The sequence below is a fragment of the Pseudomonas sp. HN2-3 genome, assembly GCF_020691745.1.
Lineage (GTDB): Bacteria > Pseudomonadota > Gammaproteobacteria > Pseudomonadales > Pseudomonadaceae > Aquipseudomonas > Aquipseudomonas capeferrum.
The window spans coordinates 4,858,540-4,873,652 of record NZ_CP085704.1; the positions used below are offsets into that span (position 1 = coordinate 4,858,540).

General features: G+C 62.8%; 12 protein-coding genes. 2 read left to right on the forward strand and 10 right to left on the reverse strand.

The window, feature by feature from the left end; translation table 11 throughout:
* Nucleotides 1-114: 114 nt before the first annotated feature.
* On the reverse strand, nucleotides 115-2,850 hold the full coding sequence (gene secA / locus LJX93_RS22030) for a preprotein translocase subunit SecA (RefSeq protein WP_033702825.1): 2,736 nt from the start codon (nucleotides 2,848-2,850) through the stop codon (nucleotides 115-117).
* 314 nt (nucleotides 2,851-3,164) lie between these two features.
* On the opposite strand from secA, the gene LJX93_RS22035 reads away from it, so the two are divergent.
* The gene (locus LJX93_RS22035) at nucleotides 3,165-3,632 is read left to right on the forward strand and encodes a DUF721 domain-containing protein (protein WP_033702827.1); all 468 of its coding nucleotides are present in this window, start codon (nucleotides 3,165-3,167) and stop codon (nucleotides 3,630-3,632) included.
* Nucleotides 3,633-3,702: 70 nt separating this feature from the next.
* A complete protein-coding gene (locus LJX93_RS22040) occupies nucleotides 3,703-4,605 on the forward strand; it encodes a hypothetical protein (RefSeq protein WP_227696418.1) in 903 nt (300 codons plus the stop codon).
* 58 nt (nucleotides 4,606-4,663) lie between these two features.
* On the opposite strand, the gene lpxC is transcribed toward LJX93_RS22040, so the two are convergent.
* The 9 genes from lpxC to murD all read right to left on the reverse strand — a co-directional run bounded on the left by lpxC (nucleotide 4,664) and on the right by murD (nucleotide 15,112).
* The gene (gene lpxC / locus LJX93_RS22045; protein ID WP_033702829.1) at nucleotides 4,664-5,575 is read right to left on the reverse strand and encodes a UDP-3-O-acyl-N-acetylglucosamine deacetylase; all 912 of its coding nucleotides are present in this window, start codon (nucleotides 5,573-5,575) and stop codon (nucleotides 4,664-4,666) included.
* Nucleotides 5,576-5,687: 112 nt separating this feature from the next.
* The gene (ftsZ, locus tag LJX93_RS22050; protein ID WP_016488958.1) at nucleotides 5,688-6,884 is read right to left on the reverse strand and encodes a cell division protein FtsZ; all 1,197 of its coding nucleotides are present in this window, start codon (nucleotides 6,882-6,884) and stop codon (nucleotides 5,688-5,690) included.
* 55 nt (nucleotides 6,885-6,939) lie between these two features.
* Nucleotides 6,940-8,202, reverse strand: coding sequence for a cell division protein FtsA (ftsA, locus tag LJX93_RS22055; RefSeq protein WP_033702830.1), 1,263 nt, complete (start codon nucleotides 8,200-8,202; stop codon nucleotides 6,940-6,942).
* 14 nt (nucleotides 8,203-8,216) lie between these two features.
* Nucleotides 8,217-9,086, reverse strand: a complete 870-nt coding sequence (locus LJX93_RS22060) for a cell division protein FtsQ/DivIB (protein WP_033702831.1) — start codon at nucleotides 9,084-9,086, stop codon at nucleotides 8,217-8,219.
* 5 nt (nucleotides 9,087-9,091) lie between these two features.
* On the reverse strand, nucleotides 9,092-10,048 hold the full coding sequence (locus tag LJX93_RS22065; RefSeq protein WP_047582683.1) for a D-alanine--D-alanine ligase: 957 nt from the start codon (nucleotides 10,046-10,048) through the stop codon (nucleotides 9,092-9,094).
* Nucleotides 10,045-11,493 carry a UDP-N-acetylmuramate--L-alanine ligase gene (gene murC, locus LJX93_RS22070; RefSeq protein ID WP_033702833.1) on the reverse strand — a complete coding sequence of 483 codons (1,449 nt, stop codon included), beginning with the start codon at nucleotides 11,491-11,493 and terminating at the stop codon, nucleotides 10,045-10,047. Before murC ends, LJX93_RS22065 begins: the two co-directional genes overlap by 4 nt.
* Entirely contained in the window at nucleotides 11,486-12,565 is a 1,080-nt protein-coding gene (gene murG, locus LJX93_RS22075; protein WP_033702834.1) for an undecaprenyldiphospho-muramoylpentapeptide beta-N-acetylglucosaminyltransferase, read from the reverse strand. Before murG ends, murC begins: the two co-directional genes overlap by 8 nt.
* Nucleotides 12,555-13,769, reverse strand: a complete 1,215-nt coding sequence (ftsW, locus tag LJX93_RS22080; RefSeq protein ID WP_033702835.1) for a putative lipid II flippase FtsW — start codon at nucleotides 13,767-13,769, stop codon at nucleotides 12,555-12,557. The genes murG and ftsW overlap by 11 nt, the downstream gene beginning before the upstream one ends.
* Nucleotides 13,766-15,112 carry a UDP-N-acetylmuramoyl-L-alanine--D-glutamate ligase gene (gene murD / locus LJX93_RS22085; protein WP_227696419.1) on the reverse strand — a complete coding sequence of 449 codons (1,347 nt, stop codon included), beginning with the start codon at nucleotides 15,110-15,112 and terminating at the stop codon, nucleotides 13,766-13,768. Before murD ends, ftsW begins: the two co-directional genes overlap by 4 nt.
* Nucleotide 15,113: the final 1 nt, after the last annotated feature.

Consider the following 15,113-nt stretch of genomic DNA (forward strand, 5'->3'; position numbering starts at 1 on the left):
CCGCTCCTACAGAGGCCGCGCCAATCCGTAGACGAGCGCGGTACCTGTAGGAGCGGCCTTGTGTCGCGAAAGGGCCGCAAAGCGGCCCCAGGCTTTTACAAGAGTCAGATCAGATCACTCGATCTGCCCATGGCAATGCTTGAACTTCTTGCCCGAACCGCACCAGCATGGCTCGTTGCGACCCAGCTTCTGGTCGTTGCGCACCGGAGCCGTGGCCACAGCCACTTCGGCGCCCTCTTCACTCAGCTGCTCGCTTTCAAGGCCTGGCGCAGGGGCATGCTGGAACTGCATGCGGCTGGCCAGTTCTTCGGCCTCGCGGCGCAGGCGGGCTTCTTCTTCGATCGGGTCTTCGCGGCGCACCTGAACGTGCGACAGCACGCGGATGGTGTCGCGCTTGATCGACTCGAGCAGCTCCTGGAACAGCGTGAACGACTCGCGCTTGTACTCCTGCTTCGGGTTCTTCTGCGCATAACCGCGCAGGTGAATGCCGTGGCGCAGGTGGTCCATGGTCGACAGGTGGTCTTTCCACAGGTCGTCCAGCACACGCAGCAGAATCTGCTTCTCGAAGGTACGCAGGGCGTCGATGCCGGCCTGGTCTTCCTTCTCGGTGTAGGCGCTGGTGATCTCGCTCAGCAGCTTCTCTCGCAGGGTCTCTTCGTAGAGGTGATCGTCCTCGTCGAGCCATTGCTGGATCGGCAGCTTCATGGCGAAATCGCTCGCCAGCGAGGCTTCCAGGCCGGCCACGTCCCACTGCTCGGGCAGCGATTGCGGCGGGATGTGTTGGCTGATGGTAGCGTCCAGCACTTCCTTGCGGAATTCGGCGATGGTATCGCCAATGTTCTCGGCCGCCAGCAAGCTGTTGCGCATGTGGTAGATCACCTTGCGCTGCTCGTTGGCCACGTCGTCGTATTCGAGCAGCTGTTTGCGGATGTCGAAGTTGCGGCCTTCGACCTTGCGCTGGGCTTTCTCGATGGCGTTGGTGACCATGCGGTGCTCGATCGCCTCGCCGGACTGCATGCCCAGTGCCTTCATGAAGTTCTTCACCCGATCGGAGGCGAAGATACGCATCAGGCTGTCTTCGAGCGACAGGTAGAAGCGGCTGGAACCCGGGTCACCCTGACGGCCGGAACGGCCACGCAGCTGGTTGTCGATACGGCGCGACTCGTGACGCTCGGAGGCAATCACATGCAGGCCACCCGACTCGATGACCTGCTGGTGGCGCTTCTGCCAGTCGGCCTTGATCTGCGCGATCTGTTCGGCGGTCGGGCTGTCCAGGGCGGCCACTTCGGCTTCCCAGTTACCGCCCAGCAGGATGTCGGTACCACGGCCAGCCATGTTGGTGGCGATGGTCAACGCGCCCGGAGCACCCGCCTGGGCGATGATCTCGGCTTCCTTCTCGTGGTACTTGGCGTTCAGTACCTTGTGCTCGATACCTTCCTTGAGCAGCAGGTTCGACATGTGCTCGGAAGTTTCGATGGTCGCGGTACCCACCAGCACCGGGCGACCCAGGGTCATGCTTTCTTTGATGTCGGCGATGATCGCGGCGTATTTCTCGTCGGCGGTCAGGTACACCAGGTCGTTGAAGTCCTTGCGCGCCAGCGGCTTGTTCGGCGGGATCACCATCACGTTGAGGCCGTAGATCGACTGGAACTCGAACGCTTCGGTGTCGGCGGTACCGGTCATGCCGGACAGCTTGGTGTAAAGGCGGAAGTAGTTCTGGAAGGTGGTCGAAGCCAGGGTCTGGCTCTCGGCCTGAATGTTCAGGTTCTCTTTCGCTTCGATGGCCTGGTGCAGGCCTTCGGACAGACGACGACCGGGCATGGTACGGCCGGTGTGCTCGTCGATCAGCAGGACCTGGCCGTCCTGGACGATGTATTCGACGTTGCGGTGGAACAGCTTGTGCGCGCGCAGGCCAGCGTAGACGTGGGTCAGCAGGCCCAGGTTGTGTGCCGAGTAGAGGCTCTCGCCCTCGGCCAGCAGGCCGGCCTGGGTGAGCATCTCTTCGATGAACTGGTGACCCGCTTCGTTGAGCTCGACCTGGCGGCTCTTCTCGTCGATGGAGAAGTGGCCTTCCTGGGTGACCTGGCCCTCGACTTCCTCGATGTGCTGGGTCAGACGCGGGATCAGACGGTTGATCTCGATGTACAGCTTGGAGCTGTCTTCGGCCTGCCCGGAAATGATCAGCGGGGTACGGGCTTCGTCGATGAGGATCGAGTCGACTTCATCGATGACCGAGAAGTTGAGTTCACGCTGGAACTTCTCTTCCTGGCTGAACGCCATGTTGTCGCGCAGGTAGTCGAAACCGAATTCGTTGTTGGTGCCGTAGGTGATGTCGGAGGCGTAGGCAGCGCGCTTTTCTTCCGGCGGCTGGAAAGCCGAGACGATGCCCACGGACAGACCGAGGAACTCGTACAAGGGGCGCATCCAGTTGGCGTCACGGCGGGCCAGGTAGTCGTTGACGGTCACCACGTGCACGCCCTTGCCGGACAATGCGTTGAGGTAGACGGCCAAGGTACCGACCAAGGTCTTGCCTTCACCGGTGCGCATTTCTGCGATCATGCCCTCGTGCAGGGTCATGCCGCCGATCAGCTGCACGTCGAAGTGGCGCATGCCCATCACACGCTTGCCGGCCTCACGGGCCACGGCGAAGGCTTCGGGCAGCAGTTGGTCCAGTGTCTCGCCTTTGGCCAAGCGTTCCTTGAACTCTGCGGTCTTGCCCCGCAGTTGCTCATCGGAGAGGGCCACCATCTTCTCTTCGAAGGCATTGACGATAGTCACCGTCTTGAGCATGCGTTTGACTTCACGCTCATTCTTGCTTCCAAAAAGTTTCTTTAACAAAGGCGCAAACATATCGGCAGGATCTTCCACACGTAGGGATGGAGGGCGGCCCCATGAGTCGCCCGTGCAGCCCTAAGGCCGCATGCGAACGAGCATTCTACCCGGAAACGATGGTGAGGAAAGTGGTGGATTTCCACGATGCTGGTACAGCGTTTTGGCAGGGGCGTTTCTTAGATAGGGGCATTTTCCCTGAGTTCAAGGCTGAGAAAGATGAAACGTATCGAGAATAGCTCGTATCCGGTGTTTATCGGCGAAGCGGCCAGCGCAGGCAATCGATAACCCCGCATCTGTTAGACTGCCGATCTTGTAACTTCATACGTACCCGCATGGCCTATAAACCCTCCCCCGCCCAGCTTCCCTCGGCACTGTTGCGCCAGGTCCGTCCGCTGCGCCTGCTGTTGAACCAGGCCGAACGCCTGGAACACCTGCAGCGCCTGCTGGAAAGCCAGCTGCAGCCGGCCGCCCGCGAGCATTGCCACGTTGCCTCCTGGCGTGACGGTACCTTGTTGCTGGTGGTGACGGACGGCCATTGGGCCACCCGCCTGCGCTATCAGCAGAAACGCCTGATGCGGGAGTTGCAAGCCATGGAAGCGTTCGGCAACCTGCGGCGCATCCTGTACAAGGTGCAACCGCCGCTGGTGCCCACCAAGCGTGGCGGGCATGCCACCGAGCTGTCGAGCAATGCCGCCGAAAGCCTTCGCGATACCGCCGAGGGGATTACCGACCCCAAGCTGCGCGCCGCGCTAGAGCGCCTGGCGTCGCATGGACCTAGCAAAGCACCTTCGCGCACCTGATATTTTTGCCAGTTTGCCGTCTCCACGGGGTGCAATACGCTCGCCTGATCACCCCCCAGGAGAGACCAGCATGAATACAGACTATTTTCACCTTGCCACGTTCGAGTCACCCTCAACCGACCCCTGGGGTGACTGGAAAGCGGACTCCAACGGCGCCACCCTCGGTATTTACCAAGAAGAAGATGGCAACCACTTCGTAGCCTTTGCCCCCGCTATTTCTTTTCCACACGGCCCCGTTCTATTCAAAGAACTGCAAGGGCTGGAACCCGACCGTGAATATTGCCTCTCCCTGCGCACACGGCAGCAATGGGCAAACCAGGCTGTGCCTGTGCTCACCTGGAAACTGGGTGATGAGCAGATCGCTGCCCCCATCGAAGTCACTACTTCCGAGTGGATTACGCTGCACTGGCGTTTCAAGGCGTCCCAAGCCGTCGAGACGCTGAAGCTTGAAGTAAGGGAGCGAATTGGCGACCCTTCGCATGCCAGGGGCAACCTGGCCATCGATGACATTCGCATCTACCCCTCCCGGTTCGAGGAAGACTTCAACGACCGGCCGCAAGAATTGATTCAACCCGGCGGGCAGTTGGCACTCAACACCATGCTCGTCACATTGCTGCCCACCAGTTCAGGGCCGGCGGGCATCTACAGATACAATTCCGACGAACCTGGCATGCGCGAAAAACAAGCGCTGGGCTTGAGCATCGGCAAAGACATGCGCCAGTACCTAAGCATTGATCTGCCAGGTGAATTCACCTCAATCCGTTTCGCCTGGACCTGGCTTCAAAAAGACGCAACGGTCCAGTACCTGGACCAGTCGGGCGCCACGCTGGACAGCAGAACAATTTATGCAAACGCAGGGCGCGATCAATGGGTTGAATACCAAGCGGAGAACGAAAGCCAAGCGGTTTCCCGTATCGAACTAACGTACAGCGATTACTCTTTCCTCGACTTTTTCACGCTGCAGCGCCGGTAAAGCAGGTATAAAAAAGGCCACCCGAAGGTGGCCTTAATGAACTAGAGAGTGTTCGAACTTACACGGCCGCAACAGGGCGCATGTACGAGATCGGTGCCGTGCTGGCATCTTCGAAAGTGACCACTTCCCAGGCATCGGTTTCAGCAATGAGCTTGCGCAGCAGCTGATTGTTCAGCGCGTGCCCGGACTTGTAGCCCTTGAACTCGCCAATCAGGCTGTTGCCCAGCAGGTAGAGGTCGCCAATGGCGTCGAGAATCTTGTGCTTGACGAATTCGTCTTCATAACGAAGGCCGTCTTCGTTCAGCACGCCAGTCTCATCTACCACGATGGCGTTTTCGACACTGCCGCCCAACGCAAGGTTATGCTTGCGCAGGTACTCGATGTCCCGCATGAAACCGAAGGTGCGGGCACGGCTGACTTCTTTCACGAACGACGTGCTGGAGAAATCCACACTGGCGCTCTGGGTCCGGCCGCTGACGACCGGGTGATCGAAGTCGATCTCGAAGCTCACCTTGAACCCTTCGAAAGGCAGGAAGGTGGCGCGCTTGTCGCCCTCCTCCACTGTCACTTCGCGCAGGATGCGGATGAACTGTTTGGGTGCGTCCTGTTCTTCCAGGCCGGCAGACTGAATCAGGAATACAAAGGGTCCGGCGCTGCCATCCATGATCGGCACTTCCGAGGCGGAGAGCTCGACGTAGGCGTTATCGATGCCCAGGCCCGCCATGGCGGAGAGCAGGTGCTCGACCGTATCGACCTTGACGTCACCGTTGACCAGCGTCGTCGACATGGTTGTCTCGCCGACGTTGGCCGCGCGCGCCGGGATTTCGACCACAGGGTCGAGATCGGCGCGGCGGAAGACGATGCCGGTGTCAACAGGTGCAGGCTTCAGGGTCAGGTATACCTTCTCCCCGGAGTGCAGGCCGACACCTGTGGCACGGATGGTATTCTTCAGGGTGCGTTGTTTAATCATGGCATTGGCCGCTTCAGCGCAAATTGCGAACAGGTATCAACAAAGGCTGAGGATGATAACAGACCCAACCTTTGCTGAATACCAATCACCTTTATACCCCTGATAAATTCCATTAATCAGCCTGACGACGCAGGAAAGCCGGGATATCGAGGTAGTCCAGGTCATCCTGAGGGTTCAGTTTAGCTGCCGCAGCGGCACCTGCATGGGCCTGGTTGCGCATGACAGTCGGGCGCTCCAGGTCACGGTAGTTGACCGCAGGCTGCTCCTGGCGAACCGGTGCCGGGTTGGACGCTTCGTACGCCTGCTGAGCGGTCTGCAGGGTGTTGTCCACTACCTTGACCGGCTTCTCGATGCGCGCGCCCAGGCCAGTGGCGACCACGGTCACGTGCAGCTCATCGCGCATGTCCGGATCGATCACGGTGCCAACCTTGACCATCGCGTGGTCGGAGGCGAAGGCTTCGATGATGCTACCCACGTCGGAGTACTCACCCAGCGACAGGTCAGGGCCGGCGGTGATGTTCACCAGGATGCCACGGGCGCCCTGCAGGTTGACGTCTTCCAGCAACGGGTTGCGGATCGCCGCCTCGGTCGCTTCACGCGCACGGTTCGGGCCGCTGGCGCAGCCAGTACCCATCATGGCCATGCCCATCTCGCCCATCACGGTGCGCACGTCGGCGAAGTCGACGTTGATCATGCCAGGGCGCTTGATGATGTCGGAAATACCGCGCACGGCACCGGCCAGTACGTCGTCAGCCTTGGCGAAGGCGGACAGCAGGCTGGCATCCTTGCCCAGGATGGTCAGCAGCTTCTCGTTGGGGATGGTGATCAGCGAGTCGACGCTCTCGGCCAGCATGCGGATGCCTTCATCGGCGATCTGCATACGTTTGCGGCCTTCGAACGGGAACGGACGGGTCACCACGGCAACGGTGAGGATGCCCATTTCCTTCGCCACTTCGGCGATGATCGGGGCTGCACCGGTACCGGTACCGCCACCCATGCCGGTGGTGATGAACACCATGTTGGTGCCCTGCAGCACCTCGGCAATGCGCTCACGGTCTTCCAGCGCGGCCTGACGGCCGACTTCCGGATTGGCACCCGCACCCAGGCCTTTGGTCACGCCAGTGCCCAATTGCAGGATGGTGCGCGCGCCAATGCTTTTCAGCGCCTGGGCATCGGTGTTGGCGCAGATGAATTCCACGCCTTCGATGCTGCTCTTGACCATGTGGTTGACGGCGTTGCCACCACCACCACCTACGCCGATCACCTTGATGACCGGACTTTGCGGGACGTTGTCTACGAGCTCGAACATTTTCCCTCTCCTTACAGTTCTCTAGTTGTCGCGCCTACCACTACTGCTTTGAAACTTAGAAATTGCCCTGGACCCAGCGCTTGAATCGCTCAAGCACTGGAGCCTTCGGTTCATCGCCATAGCTGTTGCTGCTGCTGTTGCTGTTACCGGTCAGGATCAAGTCCTCGGACTGCTTGAGCAGGCCGTAGGTGAGCAGGCCCACGCCGGTGGAATAGATCGGGTTGCGTACCACGTCGCTCAGCCCCCGAACGCTATGCGGTACGCCCAGGCGTACCGGCATGTGGAAGATTTCTTCGGCCAGTTCCACGGCGCCTTCCATTTTCGCGGTGCCGCCGGTGAGGACGATGCCGGCCGGCACCAAATCCTCGTAGCCGCTGCGGCGCAGTTCGGCCTGGATCAGGGTGAAGAGCTCGTCGTAACGCGGCTCCACCACCTCGGCCAGGGCCTGGCGCGACAGCTCGCGCGGTGGCCGGTCACCCACGCTCGGCACCTTGATGGTTTCGCCGGCGCCGGCAAGCTTGGCCAGGGCGCAGGCGTAGCGGATCTTGATTTCCTCGGCGTACTGGGTCGGTGTACGCAGGGCCATGGCGATGTCGTTAGTGACCTGGTCGCCGGCAATCGGGATGACTGCGGTGTGACGGATCGCACCTTCGGTGAAGATGGCGATATCGGTGGTGCCACCGCCGATGTCCACCAGGCACACGCCGAGCTCTTTTTCGTCGTCGGTCAGTACCGAGTAGGCCGACGCCAGTTGCTCGAGGATGATGTCGTCGATTTCCAGGCCGCAACGGCGCACACACTTCTCGATGTTCTGCGCCGCGTTGACCGCACAGGTGACCACGTGGACCTTGGCTTCCAGGCGCACGCCGGACATGCCCAGTGGCTCGCGCACGCCTTCCTGGTTGTCGATGACGTAGTCCTGCGGCAGGGTGTGCAGTACGCGCTGGTCAGCTGGAATGGCCACGGCCTGGGCAGCGTCGAGCACGCGCTCGAGGTCGGCAACACTGACCTCACGGTCGCGGATGGCGACAATGCCGTGGGAGTTCAGGCTGCGAATGTGGTTGCCTGCTACGCCGACGAACGCCGAGTGGATACGGCAGCCGGCCATCAGCTGCGCTTCTTCCACCGCGCGCTGGATCGACTGCACAGTCGACTCGATGTTCACCACCACGCCTTTTTTCAGGCCGCGGGACGGATGGGTGCCGATCCCGACAATCTCCAGGGTGCCGTCTTCGCCCACTTCGCCCACCAGCGCCACCACCTTGGAGGTGCCAATGTCCAGCCCGACGATCATTTTGCCGCTATGCGCGTTTGCCATGGTCCTGCCTCTCTCTAATTCTTCGCAACGGCGGGTTGGGCCGTCGTCGGTGCAATCGGTTCCCGCCAACCAACGGCAAGTCCGTTGGCGTATCGCAGATCGATGCGGGCGATGTTGGTGATCTGCTCTTTAAGCGTCTTGTCGTAAATGGCAATGAAACGGCGCATCTTCTCCACCAGATGGTCGCGCCCCAGTAGCAGTTCGATGCCTGGGCCGGTGCTGCCCGCACCGGTAGTCAGGAACCAGCTGCCGCGCTCGCGAAGCTCCAGGCGAGCGATGGAAAAGCCCATGGGGCGCAGCATCTGGCTCAAAACCTGATACTGCTGCATGACTTGCTGCTGAGCACGCTGCGGCCCGAACAGCTGCGGCAGGTGCTCATAGTTGGCCAGTTCGCGCGGGGTGAAGGCCTGGCCCTGGTTGTTGAGCAAGGCCTCGTCACCCCAGCGCGCCACTGGCAGCTGTTCTTCCAGGCGGATCACCACCTCGTCCGGCCACACGCGCCGGACCTCGGCATGGGCGATCCACGGCATCTGCTCGAGCTCCGCACGCATCGCCGGCAGGTCGACGCTGAAGAAGCTCGCCGCCATGAACGGGGCGATACGCTGCTGCACCGCCTGCTGGCTGATGTAGCTGAGGTCGCCCTGCACGGCGATCCGGGTGATCGGCCGGTCGGCATAAGGCATCAGGCGAATGGCGCCTTCATAGGCGCCGAAGCCTGCCGCGACCAGCAGCACCGGCCAGAGCAGGCGCTTGAGTCCACTGAAGTTGGCCTTGGGCAGGCGCGCCGACATGGGCTCGTTGGCCACCATTCGGCTGGCACCGCGCGGCACCGGCTTGCTACGGCCGGTGGCGGGTTGCTGATGACGTAACATCGCGCCTTGCATGGCTGTTAACCTCGCGTCTCGACGCTGGCAGCCAGGATCGCCAGCACCAGTTGCTGGAAGTCCAGGCCGGCCGCGCGGGCCGCCATGGGCACCAGGCTATGATCAGTCATGCCGGGTGCGGTGTTGACTTCGAGCAGCCAGAACCGGCCCTGCTCGTCCTGCATCACGTCCAACCGCCCCCAGCCTTCGATGCCGATGGCATCGCAGGCGCGCGCGGTCAGGTCGATCAGTTCCTGTTCCTTGACGCTGTCCAGGCCGCACGGAATGCGGTACTGGGTGTCGTTGGCGATGTACTTGGCGTCGTAGTCGTAGAACACGTGCGGCGTACCCAGGGCGATCGGCGGCAGCACCTGGCCACGCAGCACCGCAATGGTGAACTCCGGGCCGTGGATCCACTGCTCGACCAGAACCTGGGAATCGTATTTGGCGGCGTCCTGCCAGGCGGCGATCAATTCCTGCTCGCTGTTCACCTTGGCCATGCCGATGCTAGAGCCCTCATGGGCAGGTTTGACGATAAGCGGGAAGCCCAGTTCCGTACTGGCCACCACACAATCGCTTTCGCTGGCCAAAACCGCGTGGCGCGGGGTCGGAATACCCAGGCTCTGCCACACCTGCTTGGTGCGCAGCTTGTCCATGGCCAGGGCCGAAGCGAGGATACCGCTGCCGGTGTAAGGGATGCCCAGGCACTCGAGCAGGCCCTGCATGCTGCCGTCCTCACCGCCACGGCCGTGGAGGATGATGAACGCGCGGTCGATCTTCTCGCGTTGCAGGCGGTCGAGCAGGTCGTCGCCCACATCGATGGCGACCACGTCGACACCGGCGCTGGTCAAGGCCTCGATCACGGCGGCGCCGGACTTGAGCGAGACTTCACGCTCGGCGCTCTTGCCGCCGTAGAGCACGGCGACGCGGCCGAACGCCTTGACGTCCAGGGTCGAGTGCAGTGTGTCGTAGGCGCTGGTCATTTCGACTTCTCCTGCTTGGCGCCAGCGAACAGCGGGCTTTTCATCAATTGCGGGGCAAGGCCACCGACATCACCGGCGCCCTGGCAAAGCAGGATGTCGCCCGCGCGCAGCAGTGGCTGCACCAGCGGGGCGAGCTCGGCGCCACGCTCGATGTAGATCGGGTCCAGCTTGCCGCGCTGACGGATGCTGTGGCACAGCTGACGGCTGTCCGCCCCGGGGATCGGTTCTTCGCCGGCCGGGTAGACCTCCATCAACAGCAACACGTTGGCGTCGCCCAGTACCTGCACGAAGTCGTCGTAGAGGTCGCGGGTGCGGCTGTAACGGTGCGGCTGGTAGACGATGACCAGGCGACGGCTCGGCCAGCCACCGCGCACGGCCTTGATGACTGCGGCGACTTCGGTCGGGTGGTGGCCGTAGTCGTCGACCAGCATCACGCTGCCACCGTCTACCGGCAGCTCGCCGTAGACCTGGAAGCGTCGGCCGACACCCTGGAAGCCGGACAGCCCCTGGACGATGGCCTCGTCGCTGATGCCTTCGTCCGTGGCGATGGCAATGGTTGCCAGGGCATTGAGCACATTGTGGTTGCCGGGCATGTTCACCGACACCTCCAGCGGCTCGCAGTCACGGCGCAGCACGGTGAAATGCGTCTGCATGCCCTGCTGGCGCACGTTGATGGCGCGGATATCCGCCTCTTCGCTGAAGCCGTAGGTGACCGTCGGGCGTTTGACCTGCGGCAGGATCTCGCGCACCACCGGGTCGTCCAGGCACATCACCGCCAAACCGTAGAACGGCAGGTTGTGCAGGAACTCGACGAAGGTTTTCTTCAGTTTGTTGAAGTCGCCTTCGTAGGTCGCCATGTGGTCGGCGTCGATGTTGGTGACCACGGCGACCATCGGCTGCAGGTGCAGGAAGCTGGCGTCGCTCTCGTCCGCTTCGGCGATCAGGTAGCGGCTGGTGCCCAGTTGAGCGTTGGTACCGGCCGCAGTCAGGCGCCCACCGATGACGAAGGTCGGGTCCAGGCCACCGGCGGCGAACACCGAGGCCAGCAGGCTGGTGGTGGTGGTCTTGCCGTGGGTACCGGCGACCGCCACGCCGTGGCGGTAGCGCATCAGCTCGGCAAGCATCTCGGCACGCGGCACCACCGGAATACGCCGCTCGAGGGCGGTGGCGACTTCCGGGTTGGCCGGGTTGATCGCGCTGGACACTACCAGCACATCGGCGGCGACTGCGTTCTCGGCACGGTGGCCGACGAAGATCTCGGCGCCAAACGACTCCAGGCGCTCGGTGACCGGCGACGCCTTGAGGTCGGAGCCGGACACTTCATAGCCCAGGTTCAGCAGCACTTCGGCGATGCCGCACATACCGACGCCGCCGATACCGACGAAGTGAATACGGCGGATACGGCCCATCTTCGGCTGGGGAATGGCTTTCTGGCTTTCAACCATGGGCCACCTCCAGGCAGATATCGACCACGGTGCTGGTTGCAGCAGGTTTGGCCAGGCGCCGTGCGGTGCCAGCCATGGTGTTGAGTTTCTCGGGTTGCATCAGCACCTCGTTCAGGCGTTCAGCGAGCTGCGCTGCGCCAGTTGTCGCTTGTGGCATCAGGAAGGCCGCGCCCTCCCGAGCCAGATATTGGGCGTTGTAGGTCTGGTGGTCGTCGATCGCATGGGGCAACGGCACCAGCATCGAAGGCAGGCCCGCCGCCGCGAGTTCGCTGACGGTCAGGGCACCGGCCCGGCATACCACCATGTCGGCCCAGCCATAGGCTTGGGCCATGTCCGTGATGAAAGGCTCTACCTGAGCCTCGACGCCGACCTCGTGATAACGCTCGGCGGTGATCGGCGCGTGTTGCTTGCCAGCCTGGTGGAACACCTCTGGCCGCAGCGCCGCAGACACTTCGGACAGGGCCTTAGGCAACAATTTGTTCAATGGTTCCGCACCCAGGCTGCCGCCCATTACCAACAGGCGAGCACGGCGCTCGGAAAGGGGCGCACGTTGTGCATCCATGAACAACTCTGTGCGTACCGGATTGCCGGTGGTACGCAGCTTGTCATTGGCCTGGAACGTGCCCGGGAAAGCTTCGCAGACCCGCGCCGAGAGTGGCACCAGCAGCCGATTGGCGGTACCCGCACGGGCGTTCTGCTCGTGGATCACCAGCGGCACACCGCACAGCCGCGCGGCCACACCGCCGGGCCCGGTCACATAGCCGCCGAAGCCCAGCACACACACCGGCTTGAGCTGACGAATGATGCGCCGTGCCTGCAGCACGGCCTTGACCAGGGTGAACGGCGCCTTGAGCAACGACAGCTTGCCCTTGCCGCGCAGGCCGCTGACCTGGATCAGGTGCAACGGCAGACCAGCCTGGGGCACCAGTTCGTTCTCGATGCCTTTCGGCGTGCCCAGCCAGTGCACGCTGTAACCGCGTGCCTGGAACTCGCGAGCGCAGGCCAGGGCCGGGAACACGTGGCCCCCGGTGCCGCCTGCCATGATCAGTACGTTCTTGCCGTCAGCGGCCATGACTGGTCTCCTCGGCAAAATCGCTTTCGTTGAATTCGTGTTCCTCGCTGCCCAGGTGCGTGCGGCTCTCCCACTCGATACGCAGCAGCAACCCCACGCAGGCACAGCAGATCACCAGCGAGCTGCCCCCGTAGCTGAGGAACGGCAAGGTCAGGCCCTTGGTCGGCAGCAGGCCGACGTTCACCCCGATGTTGATCAGGAACTGGCCGATCCACAGGAAGGCCAGGCCGAACGCCATGTAGGCGGCAAAGAACTGCTTGGCTTTTTCGGCCCACAGGCCGATGTAAAGAGCGCGCACGGTGACGAAGACGAACAGCGCGATGGTGACCAGCGAGCCGACCACGCCGAGCTCTTCGGCCAGCACCGAGAACACGAAGTCGGTGTGCGCCTCGGGCAAGTAGAACTGCTTCTGCACGCTGTTGCCCAGGCCAACGCCCAGCCACTCGCCGCGACCAAAGGCAATCAGCGCCTGGGTCAGCTGGTAGCCCGAGCCGAACTGGTCGGACCATGGGTCGGTAAAGGTGATCAGGCGCGCCATTCGATACGGCTGCGCCTGCACCAGGACAAACACCGCGACCACCGCCAGCACCACCATCAGGCTGAAGCGGAACAACCCCACCCCGCCGAGGAACAGCATGGCCGCCGCAGCGCCCATCATCACCACGGTGGCGCCGAAGTCTGGCTCCATCAGCAGCAGGCCGGCCATTGGCAGCAGCACGATGAAAGGTTTGAAGAAGCCCATCCAGCTCTCGCGCACTTCGGTCTGCCGGCGCACCAGGTAGCCGGCCAGGTAGATGACCACGAAGACCTTGGCAATTTCCGAAGGCTGGACGTTGAAGAAGCTGAAGCCGATCCAGCGCATGGAACCGTTCACTTCGCGGCCGATGCCGGGCACCAGCACCAGCACCAGCAAGCCGAAGGCGCCCAGCAGCATCATGAAGCCCATGCGCTGCCAGGTGGCGATCGGTACCAGCATGGTGGCGCCGCAGGCGAACAGGCCGATGGCCACGTACACCAGGTGGCGGAACATGTGGTAAAGCGGGTTGCCCGACTGCACCGCAGCCACTTCCGAAGAGGCCGAGGTGATCATCACCAGGCCCAAGCCCAGCAATGCCAGGCAACCGGCGAGCATCGCGAAGTCGAGGTCGATGCCACGGCCGCTGATCAGCGGCGACGGGTACGGCTTGAAGATGCCCAGGATCATGCCAGCCCTCCCGCCGCTTGGGCGAACAGCCGCCCGCGTTCTTCAAAGTTCTTGAACATGTCGAGGCTGGCGCAGGCTGGCGACAACAGCACCGCATCGCCCGGCTGAGCCAAGGCGGCGCACTGCTCGACGGCCTCATCCAGGGTCTTGACCCGGACCTGCTGCACACCTTCACCCAGTGTTTCGGCCAGGCGCTCGGCATCACGGCCCAGCAGCACCACTGCACGGCAGAAGCGCGCCACCGGTGCACGCAGCGCTGCGAAATCGGCACCTTTGCCGTCGCCGCCGGCAATCAGCACCAGCTTGCCGGTGATGTCCGCGCCCAGGCCTTCGATGGCGGCCAGCGCGGCCCCCACGTTGGTGGCCTTGGAATCGTCGTACCAGTTGACGCCATTGCGCTCGCGAACCCACTGGCAACGATGGGCCAGGCCACCAAATTCACGCAGGGCTTCGAGCATCGGCGCAAACGGCAAGCCGGCCGCATGGCCGAGGGCCAGGGCTGCGAGGGCATTGCTCTGGTTGTGCGCGCCACGCACTTTCAGTTCGCGAACCGGCATCAGGCTCTGGAATTCGAAGGCCAGGTACTTCTCGCCATCGACCTCGCGCAGGCCAAAGGCCTTGAAGTCGGGCGGGTTCAGACCAAAGCTCCAGCACGGCCGGCCTTCCACCGGCAATGGCCGGCTCAGGGCGTCCTGGCGGTTCACCACAACCTGGTGGGCGCCCCGGAAGATCCGGTGCTTGGCCAGGTGATAGGCCGGCAGGCCGCTGTAGCGGTCCATGTGGTCTTCGCTGACGTTCAGCACGGTGGCCACTTCGGCATTGAGCTGGTCGGTGGTTTCCAGCTGGAAGCTGGACAGCTCCAGCACATACAGCTCCACCTCATCCCCGAGCAAGTCGAGGGCCGGCGTACCGAGGTTGCCGCCAACGGCCACACGCTTGCCCGCCTTGGCAGCCATTTCACCGACCAAGGTGGTGACGGTGCTTTTGGCGTTGGAGCCGCTGATGGCGATGATCGGCGCCTTGGCATGGCGGGCGAACAGCTCGATGTCACCCGACAGGGCCACACCGCGCGCCGCGGCCTGCTGCAGCGCCGGGGTAGACAACGCCAGGCCCGGGCTCACGTACAGCTCATTGGCGCGGCAGAGGAAGTCCACGTCCAGCTTGCCACAGCGCACTTCCACCTGCGGGTAATCACGGCGCAGGGTGTCCAGTTCCGGCGGTTGCTCGCGGGTGTCGGCGACCGCAAAGGCAATGCCCCGGCTCGCCAGGAAGCGAACCAGGGACATGCCGCTCTTGCCGAGGCCGACAACGATGCGGAATTGGTCGGAAGCGATCAGTGACACG